Raw genomic sequence first — 22,993 nt, forward strand, 5'->3', positions numbered from 1 at the left:
TTAAAAGAATGGCTTTGAATCGAATGATTTTATATTTCTTATTTGATCTCCACTTCCAGTAAACTGTCGTCTTCAACAAATCCTTCCAACATATCGCCTACAACACATTCGCCCACACCAGCAGGTGTTCCGGTAAAGATCAAATCACCGATATTGAGTGAAAAGAATTGAGATACATATGCCACGATCTGATCGAACGTAAAGATCATATGACTGGTATTTCCCTGCTGCACAATTTCCTTGTTTTTATACAGGCAGAAATTGATATCGTTCATATTCAGCCCCGGCTTAATATCAATAAACTTTCCAACTGCTGCCGAATTATCCCATGCTTTGGAAATTTCCCAAGGCAATCCTTTTTCTTTTAATTGCTGTTGAATATCACGGGCTGTAAAGTCGATCCCAACCGTGTATGCATTATAATATTTACTGGCATGGCGTTCCTGGATATACTTTCCGTTTTTTGAGACTCTGAGAACGATCTCTGCTTCATAATGAAGCTCATTTGTAAACTCAGGATAATAAAACGGCATGTGGGGTTGCAGAAATGCGCTTTTGGGTTTCAGAAAGATAACCGGCTCATCCGGCACATCATTTCCAAGTTCTTTGGCATGCTCAACGTAGTTACGTCCTACGCAAAAGATTTTCATTGGTTCAAATGGTTTTAGTTCAGAATCAGGTTTATGAAAGGTCTTTTTGAGGACGGTGGATTTTACTGATGCCAAAGGGCATTTTCGGGTAGGATAGCGAAGTTAATATTAGAAAACTGAAAATTAAAGAGTTATTTCAATTTTGTTTGCGTGGTTCATGGTACGGTCGATACCCGTTAGTACAAAGCTTTCCACGACTTCTACCGAAGCCTCGATCTTTTTTTGAACGATGGGCAATTCTTCTGCTGTCCAATGGCCCAATACATAGTCCACTTGTTTTCCTTTGGGATAGTTGTTGCCAATGCCAAAACGTAAACGAGGGTAAGCAATGGTTTGTAATGATTCATGAATACTGCTGAGCCCATTGTGCCCGGCATCACTACCACCCGGGCGTAAACGCAGTTTGCTCAGAGGCAAAGCCAACTCATCTACAATCACCAACACATGTTCCAGTGCAATTTTTTCTTTGTCCATCCAATACTTCACAGCCTTTCCACTCAGATTCATATAGGTTGACGGCTCAATTAAAATGAGTGTTTTGCCTTTCAGTTTTACTTCAGCAACCGAAGCCAGCCGATCTATACGGAACGAAGCACCGTGCTTTGCAGCCAATGCTTCCACCACATCAAACCCAATATTATGACGGGTGTGTGCATACTCAGCACCAATATTTCCCAAACCAACGATTAAAAATTTCATTTGAATATTTATATTGATTTTGGCCACATAGTATGCCCATAATCATTTTCGGTTGATATACTTTGCTTATGGGCATTTCATGATCGCAAATATCAAAAACTTCGGGTGAATACAATGAAAAATCCCCCTTGTAAAAAGGGGGATCAATTTATTGAACATCAAACGCTTACTTTTTAGGAGTAGCTGCTTCTTCCTGTTTCAACTGACGTGTTAACACAACAGATGCAATAGGAATACGTGGAGAGTTCAATACTTCCATGTTGGTAGCTTTTACATCTTCTACACGAATGTTACCATTCAGTTCAAGCGGTGTAAGGTCTACTTCGATTGCTGCTTTCAGATCTTTCGGGAGCGCTTTAATTTTCAGTGATTTGATTTTGGTAATAAGCTTACCACCATCTTTTACACCTTTTGCAACACCTGTAAATTTCAACGGAATGGTAGCGATCACTTTTTTGTCATCAACCAGTTCCAATAAATCAACGTGTGCTAATGCATCACTTACTTTGTCGAATTGCAGATCTTTCAGAATTGTTCTGTAGCTCTTGCCATCAACGTTTACTTCAGCAATTTGGAAATCGGGCGTGTAAACCAAAGTTTTAAATGCTTTGGCAGGAGCGTAGAAATTAATTTCTGCTGAGCCTCCATAAATTACACCAGGCACCATTTCCTGAGAGCGAAGTTGACGGGCGGCTTTTTTCCCGTTTTCGGTCCTCAAGTGACCCTCGATAGTAATTGTCTTCATTGTTTATCTAATTTAAAAATTTACTTGTTGGTTATTTATCCCTGCGTTGCGCATGCATAAATAAACTGGTGATACTTTTGTTTTCAAATGCGTTGCGAAGTGCTACACCAAATAATTCAGCCACACTCAACACTTTGATCTTTTTACTTTCTTTCAACAGTGGAATTGTATCACAAACCACCAGTTCTTCCAATACACTATTCTCAATGTTTTCGTATGCTTTGCCACTTAACACCGGATGTGTAATGAGTGCCCGAACACTTCTTGCACCTTTTTCTTTTAAAAGAGCGGCTGCTTTTGCCAGCGTTCCTCCCGTATCACAGATATCATCAATCAATACCACATCCCTGTCTGTAACATCACCAATTACCACCATGCTTGCTATCTCGTTGGCACGTTTGCGATGTTTATCACAAATCACCATTTCTGCTTCAAAATAACTGGCCACTTCTCTGATCCTGTTGGCACTTCCTACATCGGGGGCCGCAAAGGTAAGGTTTTCGAGCTTCAAACTCTCAATGTAAGGGATAAAAATAGACGATGATTCCAGGTGATCTACCGGAATATCGAAGTAGCCCTGAATCTGGGCTGCGTGCAGATCCATTGTAATGACTCTGTCGGCGCCGGCCGCTTCTAACATGTTGGCTATTAACTTCGAGCCGATGGCTACACGTGGTTTGTCTTTTCTGTCCTGACGGGCGTAACCGTAGTACGGAATAACCGGAATTACTTTGTAGGCCGATGCACGCTTGGCAGCATCGATCATCAATAATAATTCAAGGATGTTCTCGGCAGGTGAAAACGTACTCTGCACCAGAAAAACAATGTCGCCTCGGATGCTTTCCTGGAACATGGGCTGAAGTTCGCCGTCGCTGAATTTTTGGGTAAGACTTTGACCTAACGGAATACCGAATTTGGCTGCTATTTTCTCGGCCAGGTACTTCGATGCCGTGCCGGAAAATATCTTGGCAGATGGGTTCATGAACTATAGTTTGTAAAGGGGTGAAATGAGGGGCGAAGATAAGTGCTTCAAATCAACTTCCCCCGAAACACAATCCACCGCTTTTCAACAAATAAAAAAATGCCACAGGATAAACCTGTGGCATTATGGCGGTTGTCCAACTTTTGAAAATCAATAAGCTTCCGCCAATTCGTTGAAAAATTTTAATTTATCTGCGCCAGTGTAACAATCTTTTGTTCAGTAGCGGGTTTGGTGTTTTTTTCTGCCGTTTGCTCAATGCCTGTCCCGGCTTGTGCAACCTGGGCTCCCATCGACATCACAAAGACGAAGGAGAAAACAAGATTACCCACAATAGCAAAAAGGATGAGTACAGAGCGGAGAGATTGACCGGCAGTTTGAGGCTTCAGTCGCATACATAATGGTTTATTAGGATGATTGGAATTGTAAACTTAAGGTGTTATTTTGGAACATGCAAGACACCAAAACCACCATTAAACAATGGGCGACTGACGACAGGCCCCGGGAAAAGCTCTTGATGAAGGGTGCAGATGCCCTTAGTAACTCCGAATTAATTGCCATTTTGATCGGCTCCGGAACCTCTAAAAAATCAGCAGTAGATGTTGCTAAAGAGCTGTTAACCAGATCGAAAGACGATATTAATGAATTAGCAAAACTAAGCCTGAAAGACTTAATGAAAACAAGCGGCATTGGTGAGGCCAGAGCGGTTACGATTGCAGCAGCGTTAGAGCTTGGGCGGAGGCGACAATCCGTAGAATCACTGAAAAAAAGCGTAAAAACAAGTGCTGATATCGCACGGTTTTTCCAGTCGCAATTGAAGGACAAACTTCATGAAGTATTTGCTGTTGCCTATCTCAACCGTGCCAATAAGATCAACCATATTGAAGTGATCAGCGAAGGTGGTATTACAGGTACTGTTGCTGATCCCCGCATCATTTTAAAAAAAGCATTGGAGTACAACGCTGTCAATATTGTGCTTTGCCACAACCACCCCAGTGGCAGTTTAAAACCAAGCCGTGCAGATGAAATGTTGACAAAAAAAATTAAAGAAGCTGCTGTGTTGCTGGATATGAATGTGATCGATCACATTATTGTAAGTGAAGATGGGTATTACAGTTTTGCAGATGAAGGAATTTTATAAAACAGATCTGTATAGAAAAACAAAACCCTGCTTTGTAAGCAGGGTTTTTTATTGACACTTCGTTGAAATTAAAACGGAAGATCATCTGAATCTGCACCAATTGGTGGTTCGTTCATTGGTTGAGCAGGAGCATTGTAACCACCACTCTGTGGTTGATAGCCGCCGCCGTTTCCACCTTCACTGCTTTTGCTTCCCAGCAATTGAATGCTAAGTACACGCAATGATAAAGAAGCTCCGCTTTTACCATCTTGTGTCTGGTAGGTACGCACTTCGGGTGCACCTTCAACATATACCTGTGTTCCTTTTTTCAAATATGGTGCAATACCGGTACGGTCGCTCCAGTAAGCACAATCTACCCAAATAGTTTTTTCACGCTGTGCGCCGGTACTGTCTTTGTATTTTTCTGTGTGAGCAACGGTGAAGTTCATCACGTTCTTACCATTCACTGTGTTTGAAACACAATCCTTTCCCAGGTTTCCAATAACTTGTAACTTGATCATAACTTGTTTTTTAGTGCTGAATAAATTTGTAGAAAGGCCAAAGTATGAATTTTGTTTGATATTCAAAAAGTGGTAATCCACATTTTGTAAAAGGGGTATACGTTTATGCGAATGAGCTTTGCAGTAACTCCTTGGTAAAGTATCCGGCACCAAAAAATTTGCAATTTTTCCTAACTGTTCACTACTGTTTAGAATTCACAAATCAACGCATTAACAAGATTAGGTGATTCGCTGAAACCTCTTCAAATTTGATACAGATGAACCAGGAGATCACTACAGAAAATTTATTGGAACAAGGGCCTGTAATAGAAGCGGAACTGTTCCCTGATGAAGCATCGTTTCTGAAGCTGAAAAATTTCGGTACGGCCGAACCGCATGCCCGTGTGAAATTGCTGGTTGATACAGGTTCCAATATTTCAGGAATTGATCGTTCCCTCATCCATGTACTTTCACTGGCGCCTTATCAACAGCATGTCGAAGAATGGGTTCGTGGTGAAGCAGGCAGCTGGCAGGTAAAACGTTATAATTGTGTACTTTATCTCCCCATATTTAAAAAAAAGGCATTAACGGTTGAAGTATTGGAAGGCGATTTCAGTTCGGCACCCTATGATGGAATCATTGGCCGTGATGTGCTTCAGTTCTGCGATTTCAGATACGATGGACAACGCAATGTGTTTACACTTACTGCAAAAGACTTCTAGAACGCTATTTCCCGTAAATTTGCATCTTGCTTTTTTTTGAACGAAGCAGTTTAATTGAATTTTTATGAGCCGGAAAGGAAAAGTGTTGGTAGCAATGAGTGGCGGTATTGACAGTACTGTTACAGCTCTCATGTTGCATCATGAGGGTTACGAAGTAGTGGGCATCACCATGAAAACATGGGACTATGCCAGCAGTGGAACAGGTGCTAAGGGAAAGAAGGAAACAGGCTGTTGCAACTTAGATAGTTTTAATGATGCCCGGGCTGCTGCAGTGCAACACGGTTTTCCGCATTACATTCTTGATATACGTGATGAATTTGGCGATTTTGTGATTGAGAATTTTGTGGATGAATATCTTAACGGCCGCACTCCCAACCCATGCGTTTTGTGCAATACACATATCAAATGGCGGGCACTGTTGAAAAGAGCCGATGCCATGAATTGCGATTTTATTGCAACGGGCCATTATGCAAACGTGCATCAACACGAAAATGGTCGCCACTTTATCAGCAAAGGTGTGGATGAAACAAAAGACCAGAGTTATGTACTCTGGGGATTGCAGCAAGATTTATTGCAACGTACGTTATTACCATTGGGTGGTTATCGCAAGACAGAGATCAGGCAAATGGCATTGGACTATGGTTATCCTGAACTGGCGAAAAAAGCTGAGAGCTATGAAATTTGCTTTGTGCCTGATAATGATTACCGTGGTTTCTTAAAACGCCGTGTAGATGGACTGGAAGAAAGAGTAAATGGCGGAAATTTTGTTGATAAAACAGGAAAAATTCTTGGTCAGCATAAAGGCTATCCATTCTATACCATTGGTCAACGCAAAGGCTTAGATATTACGTTTGGTAAACCTGTGTTTGTAACAGAGATCCTTCCCGAAACCAATACCGTTGTACTGGGCGATGAAGAAGACCTGAACAAACAGGAAATGCAGGTGGGCAAGATCAATATGCTGAAATACGATACCATTACACCGGGCATGGAAGCAGTTACCAAGATCCGTTACAAAGACAAAGGCACGCTATCGAACCTTTACCCAAATGCCGACGGAACAGTGAATGTTCGCTTTTATGAAGAAGCCAAAGGCATTGCACCGGGCCAAAGTGCCGTGTTTTACGAAGGCGACGAGGTAATAGGCGGCGGTATTATTATGCGGAAACCAATCGTTTAAAACAATGATTTCGACACATATACGTTATAAGGTACGCTTTGCGTGCCTTTTTTGTGCAGCGTTGAACGGTGATTTTGACTCTTAACAGCATGCGAAACCCGAAATCATTAACTAACTTAGCTGCATGATAAGATGCTGTGAAAATGGATGTTTTCTTTTCCAGTAATCGATCAGGCCAATAACTAACGAAAAATATTCAGATGAAATTCAAAGGAATTCCTGCCGTCCTCTTACGTAAAACAGCCCTTTTTACCGGTTGTGTTCTGCTATTAATCAGCAGTTGCAAACGCACCGAAACACTCGAAACACTTTCATTGGAAGAACTGATACCATTGCAGGTAGGCAAATACATTACTTATCGACTAGACTCGTTGGTTTTTACCAATAGTGGTAAATTAACAGAAGTTCATCGTTACCAGATAAAACATACGATTGACAGGCAATCAGTCGATAATCAAAATCGTCCTACATGGGTTGTCGTAACTTACATTAACGATTCTACAGGAATAGGACCATGGGTTCGAAACGGCACTTACACCATAACACCTGTTGATAAGCGATTAGAAGTGACAGAAAATAACCTTCGTGTCATAAAAATAAATTTACCCAGCCGTGTAGGTTTTACCTGGAAAGGAAATGCTTATTTACCTGATCGCCCCTTTAATCCAGAATATCCGATCAGCATTGATGCAAACATGAGTTTGTGGGACTTCCAATTTGAAACAGTTAGTGCTAGTGAAACTGTTGGCAGCAATCAGCTAAATGACGTTACGACAATTTTTCATATTGATGAATCAGAAAACGTTCCACTGATAGGTCGTAGAGACACCTCATTTGCTTCACGTGAGTTCTCGATTGAAAAGTATGCAAAAAACATTGGCCTTGTGTACCGTGAATTTGAGTTGTGGGAAAATCAACCTCGTCCTAAAACATCCGGTAACCCACCCCAAATTTCATATGATCCTGTCCGCATTGGCTTTGGAATTAAAATGTGGATGATCGACAAAAACTAAAATTGAAGCGGGGTGCGTGCATGAAAGTGATGCCATACTTACTGATCGTTGTTTTGCTGATGCTGTTTACAGTATCAGTCAAAGGTCAGCAAACAAAGCATGTGATCTTTTTTACGGATAAGAACGAAACCAGTTTCTCCCTCTCCCAACCTTCTTCCTATTTATCTGCACGTGCTGTTGCACGAAGACTGAAATATAGTATTGCTGTCGACAGCAGTGATTTACCCATTATTCCAAGATACATTGATAGTGTAATTGCAAGTGGCAACGTTACGCTCATTGGCCGCTTGCGTTGGATGAATGCCATCATCATTCAAACAAGTGATGCAACAGCATTAACCAAAATCAACAGTTTTCCGTTTGTAAAAACCCGTACCGGTATTGCATTGCGAAAAACAACAGCAGGCCGACTGCAAAAAAATAATGAAGTCATCTCCCCTGTTCCCGCAACAATACAACAACGTTCTCAAGCAGTGCTAGCTGATACGTTGAATTATGGAAGTGCCTCGAACCAGATAAAAATTCATAATGGAAATTTTCTGCACAATATCGGTGCACGTGGGCAAGGCATGCACATGGCTTTTTTAGACGGAGGTTTTTTCGGCTATCTCACAAATCCTTTTTTTGATAGTGTACGTTTACAAAACCGCATTCTGGCCACTCGTGATTTTGTGTTGAATGAAACAAGTGTGAATGAAGACAATGCACATGGTATGGCTTGTTTTTCCATTGTTGCAGGAAACATACCCGGCAGTTATATTGGCGCTGCGCCCTCTGCTTCTTTTTATTTATTACGAACGGAAGATGTGTTTACTGAACAGATCATTGAAGAATACAATTGGGGAATGGGTGCTGAATATGCTGACAGTGCAGGTGTTGATGTAATCAGCTCTTCTGTTGGTTACAGTACATACGATGATGCTTCCTTCAATCATACGTATGCAGAGATGAATGGCAACACAACCATTGTAAGCCGATATGCAGATATGGCTGCGAAAAAAGGATTGCTGGTTGTTAACAGCGCAGGTAATGAAGGAAACAGCAGTTGGAAATATATCGTGGCGCCTGCTGATGGTGATAGTGTATTAAGTGTAGGTGCTGTAAACAGCGCAGGAATCATAGGAAGCTTTTCCAGCTTTGGCCCCACAAGCGATGGACAAATAAAACCGGATGTTGTTTCTGTTGGGCAAGGAACCTATTTATCAACTACTGCCGGCACTGTAGGTACCAGTAACGGCACTTCTTTTTCAGGGCCGAATATGGCGGGACTTGCTACTTGCTTGTGGCAACTGTTTCCCGAATTCAACAATTACAAGATCATTGAAACATTACGACAAAGTGCTGACCGATACCCGACACCACATGAGCAGTATGGCTATGGTATAACCGATATGAAAACGGCAACAGGTATTTTAGTAGCCCGTCTATCAACCCTCACTACATCCATCAATAATTGCACAACAACAATTCAATGGAACAGTAAAGATATTTCCAGCATGTTGTACAGGATCGAACGAAAATTACCCGGCGATACAAATTATACAACCATTGAAACAGTTACTGCAAAAGGCAACGCTTTTTCGAATCAATCATATCAATACAACGATGTGATCAACAACAGTAGTGCTGGAAATGTAAACTACCGCATTGTACAGGTGATCGATACAAGCGCCATCGGCTACAGAGCCTATGCCATCGATTCTTCCACTGTAGCGTTAACCAGTAACTGCATTTCTAACACAAGAGCAACGAAGTTGCTGATTTTCCCTAATCCAACTGACCGTGATCTGCAGCTTCGCTTCATGGAACAAAGCAGTGATCGTTTCAGCATCAGCATTTATAACATGTTAGGGCAATTGTTATTTAGCGATCAATACAACAAACCAATTGGCATGGTTACACATACCATCTCCGTTGGCAAATTTGCAACAGGGAAATATCTGCTCGTAGTGAAAAAAAATGGACAGCAATATGCGGTGGAAGAATTTGTAAAACATTAAAATTGTTGTCTGCGTACCTGAAAGCTGACTGAACAACATTCAATTTAAAAGATGTGCAGACACACTTTGGGTGTGCAGACATCAACTCTTCTTCAACAACGCAGCAAACATCGTATCAGCTTTGAGTGAATAGCCTTTGATCAGCTCCTGTTTTACTAATTGCAAATTCAATTCTTGCTTCATCCAATCAATATTGTCTTCGTTTTCTTTTTTAAATACGGAGCAGGTGATGTATAAAAAATATCCGTTGGGCTTTAGCTGCGTTATTGCGTTGGAAATAATTTTCTTCTGCAAGGAACAATAAGTATCAATAGATACTGATTGAAAGAAAGATAACTGCTCAGGTGTTCGCCCCCACGTACCGGAGCCGCTACAGGGAACATCGGCGATGATTAGATCAAAGGCAGATTGGCGAGTAGTTAGTGGCGAGTGAAGAGACAAGTCTCTTATAAAACTTTTATAGTTTCTTATTCCAGCCTCTTGGAAACGTTTTTTCAAATTGATGAGAATACTTTCACGAACATCACTTACTGTTAGATCAATTTCTCCGAGGACATCTTTTGCAATGATGGATTTACCGCCGCTGGCTGCACAGCAATCCCAAACGTTCCATTTTACACTTTCGATTTCCGTTTTTAGATTTTCGAGAAACTCTCCCACCCGTTGCGAACTGTAATCCTGCACTACTGCATCCTTATTCAACATGATGATTTCTTCAATCTTTGTTGCATTGGGCAATGCAATTGTATTATCACCCATCAATTGAAACGAAACATCAGCAGATCTCAATTGATGAAGTACAGTTTCTTTTCGTCCGGGTCGTATTCGGATAAAAAGATCAGGTTGTTGCAAATGGCTGAATGCAAATTCATCCGCATCAATTCCTTCACTCAACTCTTTGGTAAATGGAAAAATGGAAGAAGCATCAACAACAGCATTCAACAGTTTCAATTTTTTTTCGAGCTGCATTTCAATTACATCATTCCACTCGGACTTTAAATGTTGTAGCAGTTCATTGGAGGTGCGACTGCTGAGAAATAATCCGGCTAATAACTTTTCTTCAATGGAAACATCCGGCAATGACTTACCTAACCGGAAATAACAATAACAAAGCTGAGTGATCTGCTTCCGGTCTTTACTGCCGAATTTTTTATTGGCTGCAAATTGCTTTTTCAAATGCGATGCAAACGGCTCAGCACCGCTATAAGCCTCGATGATCTTTTGTGCTGAATTGATATGCGAATAATAACGGCTCATGGTTGCAAAGAAAAGGAAATAAGAACAGAGGGCAACACCAATGAGGTTTGCAGCCCAGGGATGCAGCCCGGCAAACCTCATAAGTGTATTAATGCGCTGCAAAACTTATAGGTATGTTGAAATAAAAAAGTCCCACTGCAAAGCGGGACCCATTATGCAAGTAACCGTTAGAAGTTACGAGGTGTTTTATACTTCTAACAAAGTCTTCACCGGATCTTTCCCAAACAATAACAGTTCAGGATTTTCCAGCAATTCCTTTACACGAACTAAAAAGCTCACACTCTCTCTTCCATCTATAATACGATGATCATAACTTAATGCCAGGTACATCATTGGACGAACCACTACTTGTCCGTTCACTGCCATTGGTCGCTCCTGAATTTTGTGCATTCCTAAGATAGCACTTTGCGGTAAATTAATAATCGGTGTACTCATCAAACTTCCAAACACACCACCATTAGTGATTGTGAATGTTCCGCCGGTGAGTTCTTCCATCGTCAATTTATTATCTCTTGCTTTACCTGCAAGTTCAACCACTTTCTTTTCTACATCGGCCATGCTCATACTTTCAACATTCCGCATAACAGGCACGGTTAAACCACGTGGTGTAGAAACAGCGATCGAAATATCTGCATAATCATGATAAATAATTTCTTCTGCATCAATCGATGCATTCACTGCCGGCCATTCGCTCAATGCAATAGCACATGCTTTACCAAAGAAACTCATGAACCCAAGATTCACGCCATGAAGTTCTTTGAATTTGTCTTTGTATTTCGTGCGGATCTCCATGATGCGGCCCATATCCACTTCATTAAATGTGGTGAGCATGGCAGTGGTATTCTTGCTTTCCACCAAACGACGGCTGATGGTTTTACGCAGGTTGCTCATTTTTTCTTTCCGCACATTACGGCTAAACAATTCTGCACCTTTAAATGCCTGCTTGCCGGGATTCGAAATCGCCTGCAACACATCATCCTTTAAAATCTTTCCACCAGTACCGGATGCTTTGATCGTTTGCGGATCAACTTTCTTATCAGCAATGATTGCTGCTGCAACAGGTGTTGCTTTAATATCGTTTGCAATTGCTGTAACAGGCGCAGTTGATTTTGCTTCTTCTTTTTTTGGTGCTTCTGCTTTCGGCGCTTCTGCAATAGCTGCTCCTTCAGGCTTAGGTGCTGTTTCATCGATCTGACAAACAACATCACCTATCGTTAATGTATCGCCTTCCTGTGCACCGTGTTTGAGAATACCCGCCTGCTCAGCATTAATTTCAAACGTTGCCTTTTCACTTTCCAGCTCAGCGATCACTTCATCACGTTCAACCCATGCACCATCGGGCTTGGTCCATTTGAGTAACGACACTTCACTTATCGATTCACCTACAGTAGGAACTTTTATATCAATCATATCAATTCGTTGGTTGAGAGTGTTGCAAATTTCGGGGAAAAACAGATAGAAACACAAGAAAAAACCCGCTTATAAACCGTTTACTCAATAAACCCATCCCTTTGCTAAACCGGACTGGTAAAACAACCAGCACCATATTACTTTCGTTTCGGCAATTCACCTGCAAGCAATTTTATGAAACACATCTTTACCGGTTTACTGGCAGTAATTATCGCTAACCTGCTTGCTGCCCAAAACGGACTGGTCATTACACCCGGCAAACAGCTAACTATAAGTGGCAATGCCACACTCACCTGCAAATACGCTGACCTTAACAACAACGGCACCTTTGAGCCGGGGAATGGCTCAATATGAAGACGGGCGCAGAAGGTTTTAATTACAGAACCCCTCGTTGTTGAGGGGTTTTGCTATTAGTATGAAAATGAAAGATCAGTTTGCCTTTTCGAGTACCAACACAACTTTATTAAAGTCGGCAGATGCATTAATGATCTTGGTAAAATTCGCATAGTCCGCTTTTGGCCAACGAATCTGATTGTATTGTTCTGTGATCGTTACTTCCAACCTGTTCCCTTCAATTTTATAAGAGCTGATAAAAGCCATTGTTGTTTTGCCATTTGACTCAAATGAAAGATTGAATTTCAGATCATCTGGATTTTTCACTTTGTATCCTTCCGGAATCAACAGCACAATTTTACGATCCAGCAAATGCGGATAATCGATCTCAATATCAAACTGGCGTTCACGCTCATTGTACATTTCTACCTGCGGGCCAATGCAATCGCCAATGTTCAGTAATATTTTATCGCCTGCCCGTTCAATGAGGTCGACCGATGCAAGCTTCAGATCAACAAGGAATGGTTTATCAGCATCTGTTACTTCCAGTTCTTTGTTCTGCAATTCATGACTGATAATGGTTTCTGTTTTCGCTGAATTTTTCGCCATTTCTTTTAAAAAACTTCGCTGATCATCGGCCGACAGAAAAATAAACTGGGCTTTGTATAATGGTGCACTATAACCGGAATGGATATGCCGGGTTTTTACAAACACGGTATCAGTTGCAGCGTTAAATGAAAGCTCTGATTCCAGATCATGACGGCTTCGGTTAGCGGCTTGCAAAGGAATTCCCTTTACTTCTGCAAGTGCTGATTTTAATTCACCTACTTCAACCGGTACACAATACAAGCCCAATGTGCCACCCCACACTGGAGGAAAAAACGGATAGCGATAGAGATATGAGGCAGGCGCAATGAATTGTTTGGTTGAAGGAAAATAAACCAACAGGTTCTGTGCGTGGTTCCAGTATTCAAAGTTACGTTCAATGAGGTATTGCTCTCTGTCGCCTGCCACCACTACTTCATACTTCACATTTACTTTTTGTAGCATGGCACAAACCAAACGGCTCATGGCTTTGGTACTGGCAATTTTATTACGTTGAATTTTACCGAAATCTTCAAAATCATCTCCATCTACATCCTCGCCTGTTTTAATGGTATTCTTTACATAGTTCTCAATTTTCCGGATCTTCTCTTCGTCTGTTACCGCATTTTTAATATCTGCTTTCTTTAACAAGTCATCTGCAACTTCCTTTTCTTTTTTGGTAAAATCGTTGTACACCATGTAAACATCCTTTGCCAACTCGTTCCAGGTAAACATCCGCACATTCATTCCTTTGTTTTGTGTATACGAAAGTTTGTATTGCAGTTGTTGCAACCCTGTACGCACCATCGCATATTTCTCATCAGTATAAGCCGGTATATTATTTGACCGGTAACGGATAGTACGGATATTCTTTTCTTCATTCACTTCTTCTTCCGGTTCTCCTTTACCGTTCAACGCTTTTGCTTCGAACTTGATACCGGCTGGTGTAATAATTTCCATAAGACCCTCCTGAACCGGAAATTTCGATTGAAAAATTTCCTTTCCAAAAAAGAACGGGTTTCGTAAAATGGTGTAGGTATATTCAATTTCACTTCCTCTGCTTAACCCGTCAATCGCAAATATTTTGTAATCGTTATTTTCTTCCGTGTAATCTTTGATCGCATCTTTCTGCACTTCGATAATTTTATTGCCGGGTGTAATGGCCCTTGCCTTCAATTCAACCAGTTCCATGTAACTGCTTACCGGGATATAGATCTTATTGAAATTTTCAATTCCTTTTTCATCATTCACACGAATGATCTTGTGATAGGTTGTATAAAACCCTACCCCGTCTTTTATCGGAATCACTTCGAGTTTTCGTGCATCTTTAATGTACACGGCACTTTCTTTTTCGTATTCAGCCCCCAGTGTGTGCAGCACCGGTTTTTCAACAAGACTGAACCCGGTATACTTAGCCTGTTGTGCAACGGCTGATATTGACAAAACAAAAACCGCAGCCAGAAAAAAAATTGTTTTCATAATTTGAAGTTTAACTGAACAGATATATTTCACCTGGTTATTTTATTTTGATAACACCACCGATTGTTTGTATGTGGGAAAGAGATTTTCAAGCACTTTGTTCCATTGTTCAAAAGCGGATGGATATAAATACAGGTGCCCGTTCACAAATTCACGGTCATAGTATAATTTGCCACCTTCCTGTTTTGTTTTCACATCAACACCCCATGTATCGTTTCGAAAACCTTTTACAGATGGCACAGAACTCACTTTGTAACCATTTGAAAGATCCAGCACCACTACATGCCGCATAGATGATTTGAAATCATACTCGATCGGAATTTTTCTACGTGGATAATCAATTTCAAGGCCGGTATATGGTTTGCTTAAATTCATATTCAGATACACTTCGTTACCTAAAAACTTTGCATAATCGGGCAAATCAAAATCAGCAGATATCAACGCTGTATGTTGTACGGTATCAACCGACACATCTACATTCCGCACAACTATTTTATTATTGCCACGGTTACAATATGATTGTAAAAATTCTTCCCTTGCTTTTCCTGTACGTGCTTCCAGGTAATGCAACAGTTCATTGGTCTCGTACCCGGTCGTATGGATACGTATCTTCCCTTTCAACATTTTATCTTCGATCCGAAGAAAGGTACTGTCGTTCACTACTGAATAGCCGGGTTCAGCAACAGGTACATTCACAATTTTGAATTCATCAGGCCCTTTTACAATGAAGGCTTCTTTTCCCTGTATATGCGATGCAGGAATTTCAAATGGTATATAGGAATCTGTTGCATCCATAAATGTATACTTGCCATTCATTTCCAATGCGCAGATCATATGATCGTCTGTAACCGGCAATGGCACTTCAGAATATTTATACGGCAACCTGCGTGAACCGATCCATGTAAAATGTGCGTTGAGTCCTGCGTAGCGTAGCATGGAAACCAGCAATGCCGATTTATCTTTGCAATCGCCATAGCGCCTTGTACAAACCAATTCAGGATTACGTGGTATAAAACCTCCCATACCTTCTTCAAAAGCGATGTAACGTACACTTTGTTGTACCCACTTATAGATCGCTTTTGCTTTTGCCACAGGATCTGTTATTCCATGAATGAGTGAATCAGTTACTTCCTTTACTTCAGTGCCGGGTGCAAGTTCAAGGTCTTTGATATGCGAATAATAATGACGGGCCAGATCTTTTGTAGTGCCAAGATATGGCTCCATTATCCCATTACTGTTCTTTGCTTTTTCAATGTAGAAGATAACATGTGTAAGAAAGTAAGATGAAGGAGGAGCATCACCATAATAATTAACACCTGGCACCTGGTTTGTTTCAAACGTAAGTGTTGTTTTTCCCTTCCTGTTCTCTTTCTTTACCTGAACAATATCTTTATTTCCTTTGATGAGATAATTCAACTCCAATTCCTGCGGATAGGTGATCGTTAATATGCCCGAAGCAACCGGAAAATAATTTTCAAAGTAAAAGGGTGATAAAAGATGCGGATCAGTTAACTCATAGGAAACATTGGTAATACCTCTTGCTCCCTTCGTTGCAGACGGATATAAAAACTCCACCTGTTTTGAATCGTCGTAAAATATAAAACTGCTGCTGCTGCTTTGCGTTGTGGAGTTGGTCACTTTTATTTTCTTTCCATCCGGTAACAACGTATAAGCATCCCAGTTTTTTAATTGGTAAAAATAGCTGAAGTACACGCTGTTCTTGCCTGCTATATTTCCCGATTCATCTTTGGTGAACAACATGTCTTCATGCTCCTGTTGAGCCACTTTTATTTCACCATTTTTCCAGGTAAGTTCAATATCTGTTTTGCGTTCAAGCCAAACCGCCATCGCATCGGGGTACTGAGCTGCAACATCAACAGGGTTTATTTTTTTTCCTTGTGCAACAACCATACTGCCGGCAAACACATATAAGATCAACTGCAATAATTTCATACAATTACTTTTTTATGCTCATAATATAACCATGGTGATAGAATCTTGTTTCGATCAGTTTACCAGTTTGATCGTACATTTTCAGCGGACCATGTGGATTTCCTGAAATATAATTTCCCTCTGAGAAAAGTTTCCCGTCGGGATAATATTCCTTTACAAGGCCTTCTGTAACATCGTGCTCTTCCAGGTGCGACATGTACAACTGTCCGTTTGGATAGAATTTTTTTTCAACTCCATTTGTATTTCCATACTCTTCATTTGCTTCATATAAAAGAATACCTTTTTCACTATAAAATTTATAGGAGCCGTGATAATAACCGGATTTCACTTCAACAACAGCCGACTTTGTTCCGTTGCTGTAATAGGCTTCCATGGTGCCGCTTAAATTTTTCAGCCAGATGGGCGGAAGTAATTTTTTGTTCTTATCAAGATATGAATAGGATGTAAGCAGCCCCTCTTCGTAATACATTTCAATACCAAGTTCTCCATTGCTGCCATAGCGTTTCATAGCTCCATGCCGTTCGTTATCCCTGTATTCAATTTCACGTACCAGCTTGCCATATTCGTAATACCCTGCATTGCCCTGCAATAATCCATCAGTATAAAATTCTTCGGAATCCATATCTCCGTTATCGTCGTACGATTTCCAGATGCCTTCTTTCAGATCGTTCAGAAAATTTCCTTCAGAACTAATTTGCCCGCTGTGATAATAATATTTTGCCTTCCCCTCTTTCACATCATTTTTAAATTCTACTTCGGCCATTATTTTACCATCCGGATAATAAGACTTCTGTGTTCCTTGCCATACTCCTTTTTTAAGTGGCAGTTCATAATACAGTTTACCATCAGGATAGAAAAGTTTATATATGCCTTCGCCATTTTTGAACTCGATCGGCTTCATAGCATTGCCCAGCGTATCGTATTGTATCAACTGTTCGATCCACCCATTTGAATATCGTTCTTCATAGAAAGGTTTACCACTTGAATAATTCACAATTCCGTAACCCTGTTTCTCTCCATTCACATAAAAGAATTTACTTGCCAGTATCCCTTTTGAATTATAATCATACACATAATCCTGCAATACATCATCATCATAAAACGCAACCGTTGACAATTTGCCATTCGGGAACCAGGACTTACTCACACCATTCTTCTTACCATCTTTGTACGTGGTTTCCTCTTTGAGCTGTTTGTTATAATACCAGCTTCGCACAACTCCATTCAACTCACCATCTTCATACGGCTGTTTTGAAACAGCAAATCCTTCTGCGTTATAATAAATAGTTTCGTTGGTTGGTTCTTCATCCTGGTCGAATTGCTTATCAGATACTTTATATCCGTACGGGCTGTAATAAGTAACCGGCCATATTTTCCCTGAGCGTTTATTCACCACTAACTCCTTCCCGGTTGAATCCAGGTAACGCACTTCACTGGTTTTACCTTTACTGTTGTTTTTAAACGTTACATATAGTTTGCCGTTGTGGTAATACTCACTGTTCCCAACGGTGGCGCCTTCCTTATAGGTTTCTTTGGATTCGATCTGCCCATCTTCGTCATAGCGAATCACTTCACCTTCTGAACCTTTCTCTGTCATGTTGATTTGATAATTCAACTTACCATTCCGGTGATAATATTTCCAGGTGCCCGTTGTTTTACCTTGCTGGTAACTGTAGGCAACTTTTGTTTTTCCATCGGCGTAAAATTCTTTGAAATCACCATTCGCTTCACCTGCCAGGTACACACCTTGTTCTTTTTTTGTTTGATTATTGTAATAGATCGTATAAGGGCCATCGAGTTTTCCATTTTTATAAATGAACTCCGATTTAAGACGGCCATCGTTGTAATAATTTTTTATCTCACCGTGCAGCTCACCATCGAGGTACTCTTCTTTTGTAACCAATACATTGAAAATACTGTAGTAAAGAACAACACCTTGTATCTTATCATTTTGATACGTCATTGTTTTTTTCAAAGCACCGCCCGGATAGTAAGCCGTAACAGGGCCGTTTGAAAGATCAGCAGAAAACTGCTCCACACTTTGAAGCTGGCCGTTTTCATAATAAAACTTCCATATTCCATCCCGCTTATCATCTTTCTGCATTCCTTCTGCCCTCAACTGGCCGTTTCCATAATAATATTTCCAGTAGCCTTCTCCTTTTTCTCCAACCATTTTACCTTCTGCAAAAAAACGGTTCCCATCGAAGTGATAAAGATTTTCAGCCTTGATACGTGCCGGATAGGAAATGATCCTTGTTGAACGTACTTTATCTACATATTGAAAGGCAACATCTTTGAACGCTGTTACAGCTGACTTATTTTTCTTCATGTACGTTTCAATGGCAGGAATGTTTACACCGCTGAATGCATGATTCAACATCAGCTCTGCCTTCTTCTGTTCATGTACCTGTTTGAAATAAGGAACATACAACTGCATATACGGATCATCTGAGCTTTCATCGTACTCCAGTTTTTCCAGCATTACATTTACCTGCTTGAATATATTATCGTCGAGATTGAATTTTGGATTGTATGATTTATCAAATGCAATTTTTGAAAAGATGAGCTGCTCTACCCTGCTGAAATTATCCGGATAATCTCCTGTTCGCTGTTGTGCTATTGCAACCGTTTCATCTTTTGCATTGGTGATGCTGCTGATATAACTGATCACATTATTCACATTGTTGTGCGATGGATTTACAATATTCGCCATCATCATTGCCATCAGCGACGGCACGATCTTTCCCTGTTGCCAGGTGATATAGCCAAGTTTATAATGATGTAACGGATTCAGATAATTCATCAGCACACATTCTCTCGCCAATACTTCTGCTTCATCATACCGTTTGAGTCGATAGAGGGTAGTAACTTTTTGTGAGCGTGCAACAGTAGATGCCGGATAATATTTCAACACCGAATCATAGAGGCGGAGTGCCTCTTCCGGTTTGCCCATATCGTCAATGATATTAGCACGGAGCAGCAAATGATCGTGGATGCTTTGATAATTTTCCTGTTTGAGTGCAAGTTCAATATTCAGAAGCGCTTCTTCATACAAACTATCCCGTTGCAAGGCCAATGCTTTTTCGTATAACGACAGCATGTAACTGCTATCGTTGCGATGCACTTTGCCAAACAAAGAGGCGGCCTCTTTTAGTTCGCCATTATCATACAATTCAATTCCTTTTAACAGGATCTCTCTCGAATCAGGCGAACGTTCAGGAATAATTTGGGCGATGGAAGAGGAAGAGCAGAGTACGAAAATACCAACTGCAAACAAAAAAATGGTTTTCATGCTGATTGAATAATTACTTGTGTTTTTACAATGATCGGATATGAAAATAATTAAAAAACGAATTGCATCTGTAAATCGGGTAATTGAATTTCAGATACAGAAACGCCTAAAATAATATTTTATGTCGGGGCAGGCAAACTTTACCCATAACTGTGCAAATAGCCGTATAAGAGTGCGAGTCGCTACAAAAAAACCCTTAGCAAAATGGCTAAGGGTTCAAAAGAATCAATTGTAGTATTAAATTCCAAAAGCCGTATCCACGATCTCCGCCTGCTCCTGCTGGTGTACTTTATTGTAACCGGTAGCAGTGGAAGCAGAAGCTGAACGACTGATAACACCGTAATTAATGTCCTTCAAATTCATTTGCAGGAAGGAAGCAGCACCCATGTTGAGCGGCTCTTCCTGTACCCAGAACCAGGTGGCTTTGCTGTATTTATTATACAACGCAATTAACTGTTGTGTTGGCAATGGATAGATCTGTTCCAAACGAACGATGGCAACATCGGCACGATTATCTTTTGCTTTGCGTTCGGCCAGATCAAAATACATTTTACCACTGCAGAAAAATACTTTCTTCACCTGGGCTGAATCCGGATTAGTTGGATCATCGATCACTTCTTTAAATCCACCATTCACAAATTCATCTTTCAACGAATAAGTACCGGCATGACGAAGATTTGCCTTCGGTGCAAAATTGATCAACGGTTTACGGAAACTCCATGCCAACTGCCTGCGCAATGCATGGAAGAAATTTGCAGATGTGGTAATGTTTGTAATCACCATATTTAACTCTGCACACATTTGCAGAAAGCGTTCCATCCTTGCACTGCTATGTTCAGGGCCTTGACCTTCGTAGCCGTGCGGCAACAACATGGTAACACCATTCATACGATTCCACTTTTGCTCACCTGCTGCAATAAACTGATCGATCATGGTTTGTGCACCATTACAGAAATCACCAAACTGCGCTTCCCACAACACCAATGCGTTTGGATTGGCCAATGCATAACCATATTCAAAACCAAGCACACCATACTCACTCAACAAAGAATTGTAAATACGGAAATGTCCGGCAGCTCCCTCAATATGCGCCAAACGATTATGCGATTTATCGGTCACCTCATCACGCAACACTGCATGACGATGCGAAAACGTACCACGCTTCACATCCTGTCCGCTCATACGTACATCGCTCCCATCTAACAATAAACTGGCATATGCCATCAACTCACCGGTTGCCCAATCGATCTTTTGTTCGTCGTTGTACAGTTTAATTTTATCCTGAATAATTTTTTCTACTTTCTTCAATGGTTTAAAATCGGCCGGCCATTGCATGATCGATGAAAAGATCTTATCAAAATTCTCCTGGCTGATTGCAGTTACAGGTGATTGTAAAAAATCTTCTGCTGTTGCACGATGTAAACTTTTCCATGCAAGCTCAGGTGCCTGGTAATGATAAGGAAGCGGATTTTGTTTTACATCATCCAAACGTTCCTGCAGATCGCTCCAGAATTTTTTCTCCATTTCTTTTGCCAACTCTTTTGCATCGGCTTCACCATTTTCCAACAAATAGTTGGTGTACACTTCACGTGGATTTGGATGCTTATCGATCAACGCATACAAATGCGGTTGTGTAAACTTCGGATCATCACCTTCGTTATGTCCGTGTTTACGATAACACACCATATCAATAAATACATCGCTGTTAAATTCCTGACGGTAACGGGTGGCGATCTCCACACATTTCACCACTGCTTCTGCATCATCACCATTTACATGCAACACAGGAGCCTGCACCATCGCTGCTAAGGATGTACAGTAATCAGAACTTCTTGCATCATCAAAATCAGTTGTAAAACCAATTTGATTATTGATCACAAAATGGATGGTACCACCTGTATAATAACCATCAAGTTCACTCATCTGCAATACTTCATATACCACCCCTTGTCCTGCAACAGAAGCATCACCATGAATAAGTATAGGAAGTATTTTATCGAAATCGCTCTTGTACATGATATCGGCCTTTGCACGACTGAAGCCAACCACTACCGGATCAACCGCTTCTAAGTGCGAAGGGTTGGGCATCAATTTGAGATGCACTGTTTTATTATCAAGTGTTTCCACTTCACTGCCATAACCCATATGATATTTCACATCGCCACTACCCATGGTTTGATCCATTTTTGCAGTGCCTTCAAATTCGCTGAAGATCTGCTCGTATGTTTTGCCCATGATATTGGCCAACACATTCAAACGTCCACGATGTGCCATACCAATCACCACTTCATGCACATCATGATTGGCCGCCGTATTGATAATTGCATCCAATGCAGCAATGGTAGTTTCGCCACCTTCCAGTGAAAACCGTTTTTGACCAATGTATTTGGTGTGAAGGAATTTTTCAAACATCACACCCTGGTTTAATTTTTCCAGAATGCGTTTGCGTTTATTCAACGGCAAGGGTTGATGAAATTCTTTTTCAAATGCATTCGTAAGAAAATCAACTTTCGTTTGATCGCTGATATATTTGAATTCAACACCCACATTTGATGCATAGCATTTCGCCATGTGTTGCCGAATATTGCGCAGTGTTGTTTTTCCCAAACCGATCAATTGACCGGCATAAAATTCTTTATCCAGATCAGCTTCGCTGAAACCATAAAATGCCAGTTCAATATTTGCACCACGATCTTTGCGTTTACGGATGGGATTTGTTGTGGCCAACAGATGACCTTTGTTGCGATAGCCAAGGATCATTCGATAAGCCATGATCTCTTTCATCCAGTCAACAGATGTTGCAACGGCTGCACCATTTGTTGCAGCAGCAGCTCCGTTTGTAGCCGCACCACTCGATACAGCAAAATCAAATCCTTCAAAGAATTTCTTCATTTCCGGATCAACACTGTTGGGATCTTTTGTGAAATCGGTATATAAACTTTCGATGTATTGTGGATGCGAACCGGTGATGTATTGAAAATCTTTCATACTGTGGTTGATAATATGGCCTTGTTAAAAAAGGAGCACAAATATCGGTTGTTTTCATCAAAGCCCGAGCGGCCTTTTCAGCTGTTTT

Annotated in this window: 18 protein-coding genes; 6 read left to right on the forward strand and 12 right to left on the reverse strand. The window is 40.8% G+C overall.

Annotation, left to right across the window (positions count from 1 at the left end; genetic code table 11):
- Positions 1 to 38 precede the first annotated feature (38 nt).
- The 5 genes from WG989_RS20740 to WG989_RS20760 all read right to left on the reverse strand — a co-directional run bounded on the left by WG989_RS20740 (position 39) and on the right by WG989_RS20760 (position 3,468).
- The gene (locus WG989_RS20740) at positions 39 to 650 is read right to left on the reverse strand and encodes a fumarylacetoacetate hydrolase family protein (protein WP_340432061.1); all 612 of its coding nucleotides are present in this window, start codon (positions 648 to 650) and stop codon (positions 39 to 41) included.
- Between the two features lie 123 nt (positions 651 to 773).
- Complete coding sequence (gene pth, locus WG989_RS20745) at positions 774 to 1,349, reverse strand: aminoacyl-tRNA hydrolase (RefSeq protein ID WP_340432062.1); 576 nt, start codon at positions 1,347 to 1,349, stop codon at positions 774 to 776.
- A gap of 166 nt (positions 1,350 to 1,515) precedes the next feature.
- Entirely contained in the window at positions 1,516 to 2,094 is a 579-nt protein-coding gene (locus WG989_RS20750; RefSeq protein WP_340432063.1) for a 50S ribosomal protein L25, read from the reverse strand.
- A 31-nt stretch (positions 2,095 to 2,125) separates the two neighbouring features.
- Complete coding sequence (locus WG989_RS20755; protein ID WP_340432065.1) at positions 2,126 to 3,076, reverse strand: ribose-phosphate pyrophosphokinase; 951 nt, start codon at positions 3,074 to 3,076, stop codon at positions 2,126 to 2,128.
- 182 nt (positions 3,077 to 3,258) lie between these two features.
- Positions 3,259 to 3,468 (reverse strand): hypothetical protein, encoded by a 210-nt coding sequence (locus WG989_RS20760; RefSeq protein ID WP_340432066.1) that lies wholly within the window; start codon positions 3,466 to 3,468, stop codon positions 3,259 to 3,261.
- A gap of 56 nt (positions 3,469 to 3,524) precedes the next feature.
- Between WG989_RS20760 and radC the strand changes: the two genes are divergently transcribed.
- Positions 3,525 to 4,214 (forward strand): RadC family protein, encoded by a 690-nt coding sequence (gene radC / locus WG989_RS20765; RefSeq protein WP_340432067.1) that lies wholly within the window; start codon positions 3,525 to 3,527, stop codon positions 4,212 to 4,214.
- 68 nt (positions 4,215 to 4,282) lie between these two features.
- Here radC and WG989_RS20770 read toward each other — a convergent pair whose 3' ends face one another.
- Positions 4,283 to 4,714 (reverse strand): single-stranded DNA-binding protein, encoded by a 432-nt coding sequence (locus WG989_RS20770; RefSeq protein ID WP_340432068.1) that lies wholly within the window; start codon positions 4,712 to 4,714, stop codon positions 4,283 to 4,285.
- A 257-nt stretch (positions 4,715 to 4,971) separates the two neighbouring features.
- Here WG989_RS20770 and WG989_RS20775 point away from each other — a divergent pair, with 257 nt between their 5' ends.
- From WG989_RS20775 to WG989_RS20790, 4 genes are all read left to right on the forward strand, one after another.
- Positions 4,972 to 5,415: a pepsin/retropepsin-like aspartic protease family protein gene (locus WG989_RS20775; RefSeq protein WP_340432069.1), complete on the forward strand. Its 444-nt coding sequence runs from the start codon at positions 4,972 to 4,974 to the stop codon at positions 5,413 to 5,415.
- A gap of 64 nt (positions 5,416 to 5,479) precedes the next feature.
- A complete protein-coding gene (gene mnmA / locus WG989_RS20780; protein WP_340432070.1) occupies positions 5,480 to 6,595 on the forward strand; it encodes a tRNA 2-thiouridine(34) synthase MnmA in 1,116 nt (371 codons plus the stop codon).
- Between the two features lie 200 nt (positions 6,596 to 6,795).
- On the forward strand, positions 6,796 to 7,608 hold the full coding sequence (locus WG989_RS20785; RefSeq protein WP_340432071.1) for a hypothetical protein: 813 nt from the start codon (positions 6,796 to 6,798) through the stop codon (positions 7,606 to 7,608).
- Between the two features lie 20 nt (positions 7,609 to 7,628).
- Positions 7,629 to 9,608 carry a S8 family serine peptidase gene (locus WG989_RS20790; RefSeq protein WP_340432072.1) on the forward strand — a complete coding sequence of 660 codons (1,980 nt, stop codon included), beginning with the start codon at positions 7,629 to 7,631 and terminating at the stop codon, positions 9,606 to 9,608.
- Between the two features lie 81 nt (positions 9,609 to 9,689).
- On the opposite strand, the gene WG989_RS20795 is transcribed toward WG989_RS20790, so the two are convergent.
- Both WG989_RS20795 and odhB read right to left on the reverse strand, forming a co-directional pair.
- A complete protein-coding gene (locus WG989_RS20795; protein ID WP_340432073.1) occupies positions 9,690 to 10,946 on the reverse strand; it encodes an RsmB/NOP family class I SAM-dependent RNA methyltransferase in 1,257 nt (418 codons plus the stop codon).
- 105 nt (positions 10,947 to 11,051) lie between these two features.
- Positions 11,052 to 12,275: a 2-oxoglutarate dehydrogenase complex dihydrolipoyllysine-residue succinyltransferase gene (gene odhB / locus WG989_RS20800; protein WP_340432075.1), complete on the reverse strand. Its 1,224-nt coding sequence runs from the start codon at positions 12,273 to 12,275 to the stop codon at positions 11,052 to 11,054.
- 174 nt (positions 12,276 to 12,449) lie between these two features.
- Between odhB and WG989_RS20805 the strand changes: the two genes are divergently transcribed.
- Positions 12,450 to 12,629, forward strand: a complete 180-nt coding sequence (locus WG989_RS20805) for a hypothetical protein (RefSeq protein WP_340432076.1) — start codon at positions 12,450 to 12,452, stop codon at positions 12,627 to 12,629.
- Between the two features lie 75 nt (positions 12,630 to 12,704).
- On the opposite strand, the gene WG989_RS20810 is transcribed toward WG989_RS20805, so the two are convergent.
- The 4 genes from WG989_RS20810 to WG989_RS20825 form a co-directional block, all read right to left on the reverse strand.
- Positions 12,705 to 14,672 (reverse strand): DUF3857 domain-containing protein, encoded by a 1,968-nt coding sequence (locus WG989_RS20810; RefSeq protein WP_340432077.1) that lies wholly within the window; start codon positions 14,670 to 14,672, stop codon positions 12,705 to 12,707.
- A gap of 42 nt (positions 14,673 to 14,714) precedes the next feature.
- Positions 14,715 to 16,625: a transglutaminase-like domain-containing protein gene (locus WG989_RS20815; protein WP_340432079.1), complete on the reverse strand. Its 1,911-nt coding sequence runs from the start codon at positions 16,623 to 16,625 to the stop codon at positions 14,715 to 14,717.
- Between the two features lie 4 nt (positions 16,626 to 16,629).
- Entirely contained in the window at positions 16,630 to 19,917 is a 3,288-nt protein-coding gene (locus tag WG989_RS20820) for a hypothetical protein (protein WP_340432081.1), read from the reverse strand.
- 237 nt (positions 19,918 to 20,154) lie between these two features.
- A complete protein-coding gene (locus tag WG989_RS20825; RefSeq protein ID WP_340432082.1) occupies positions 20,155 to 22,905 on the reverse strand; it encodes a 2-oxoglutarate dehydrogenase E1 component in 2,751 nt (916 codons plus the stop codon).
- Positions 22,906 to 22,993 lie beyond the last annotated feature (88 nt).

This window comes from Lacibacter sp. H407 (assembly GCF_037892605.1).
Taxonomy (GTDB): domain Bacteria; phylum Bacteroidota; class Bacteroidia; order Chitinophagales; family Chitinophagaceae; genus Lacibacter.

Coding starts and splice junctions, on each gene's coding strand:
- WG989_RS20740 (WP_340432061.1), bottom strand. CDS start 650: ATGAAAATCTTTTGCGTAGGACGTAACTACGTTGAGCATGCCAAAGAA.
- pth (WP_340432062.1), bottom strand. CDS start 1,349: ATGAAATTTTTAATCGTTGGTTTGGGAAATATTGGTGCTGAGTATGCA.
- WG989_RS20750 (WP_340432063.1), bottom strand. CDS start 2,094: ATGAAGACAATTACTATCGAGGGTCACTTGAGGACCGAAAACGGGAAA.
- WG989_RS20755 (WP_340432065.1), bottom strand. CDS start 3,076: ATGAACCCATCTGCCAAGATATTTTCCGGCACGGCATCGAAGTACCTG.
- WG989_RS20760 (WP_340432066.1), bottom strand. CDS start 3,468: ATGCGACTGAAGCCTCAAACTGCCGGTCAATCTCTCCGCTCTGTACTC.
- radC (WP_340432067.1), top strand. CDS start 3,525: ATGCAAGACACCAAAACCACCATTAAACAATGGGCGACTGACGACAGG.
- WG989_RS20770 (WP_340432068.1), bottom strand. CDS start 4,714: ATGATCAAGTTACAAGTTATTGGAAACCTGGGAAAGGATTGTGTTTCA.
- WG989_RS20775 (WP_340432069.1), top strand. CDS start 4,972: ATGAACCAGGAGATCACTACAGAAAATTTATTGGAACAAGGGCCTGTA.
- mnmA (WP_340432070.1), top strand. CDS start 5,480: ATGAGCCGGAAAGGAAAAGTGTTGGTAGCAATGAGTGGCGGTATTGAC.
- WG989_RS20785 (WP_340432071.1), top strand. CDS start 6,796: ATGAAATTCAAAGGAATTCCTGCCGTCCTCTTACGTAAAACAGCCCTT.
- WG989_RS20790 (WP_340432072.1), top strand. CDS start 7,629: ATGAAAGTGATGCCATACTTACTGATCGTTGTTTTGCTGATGCTGTTT.
- WG989_RS20795 (WP_340432073.1), bottom strand. CDS start 10,946: ATGAGGTTTGCCGGGCTGCATCCCTGGGCTGCAAACCTCATTGGTGTT.
- odhB (WP_340432075.1), bottom strand. CDS start 12,275: ATGATTGATATAAAAGTTCCTACTGTAGGTGAATCGATAAGTGAAGTG.
- WG989_RS20805 (WP_340432076.1), top strand. CDS start 12,450: ATGAAACACATCTTTACCGGTTTACTGGCAGTAATTATCGCTAACCTG.
- WG989_RS20810 (WP_340432077.1), bottom strand. CDS start 14,672: ATGAAAACAATTTTTTTTCTGGCTGCGGTTTTTGTTTTGTCAATATCA.
- WG989_RS20815 (WP_340432079.1), bottom strand. CDS start 16,625: ATGAAATTATTGCAGTTGATCTTATATGTGTTTGCCGGCAGTATGGTT.
- WG989_RS20820 (WP_340432081.1), bottom strand. CDS start 19,917: ATGAAAACCATTTTTTTGTTTGCAGTTGGTATTTTCGTACTCTGCTCT.
- WG989_RS20825 (WP_340432082.1), bottom strand. CDS start 22,905: ATGAAAGATTTTCAATACATCACCGGTTCGCATCCACAATACATCGAA.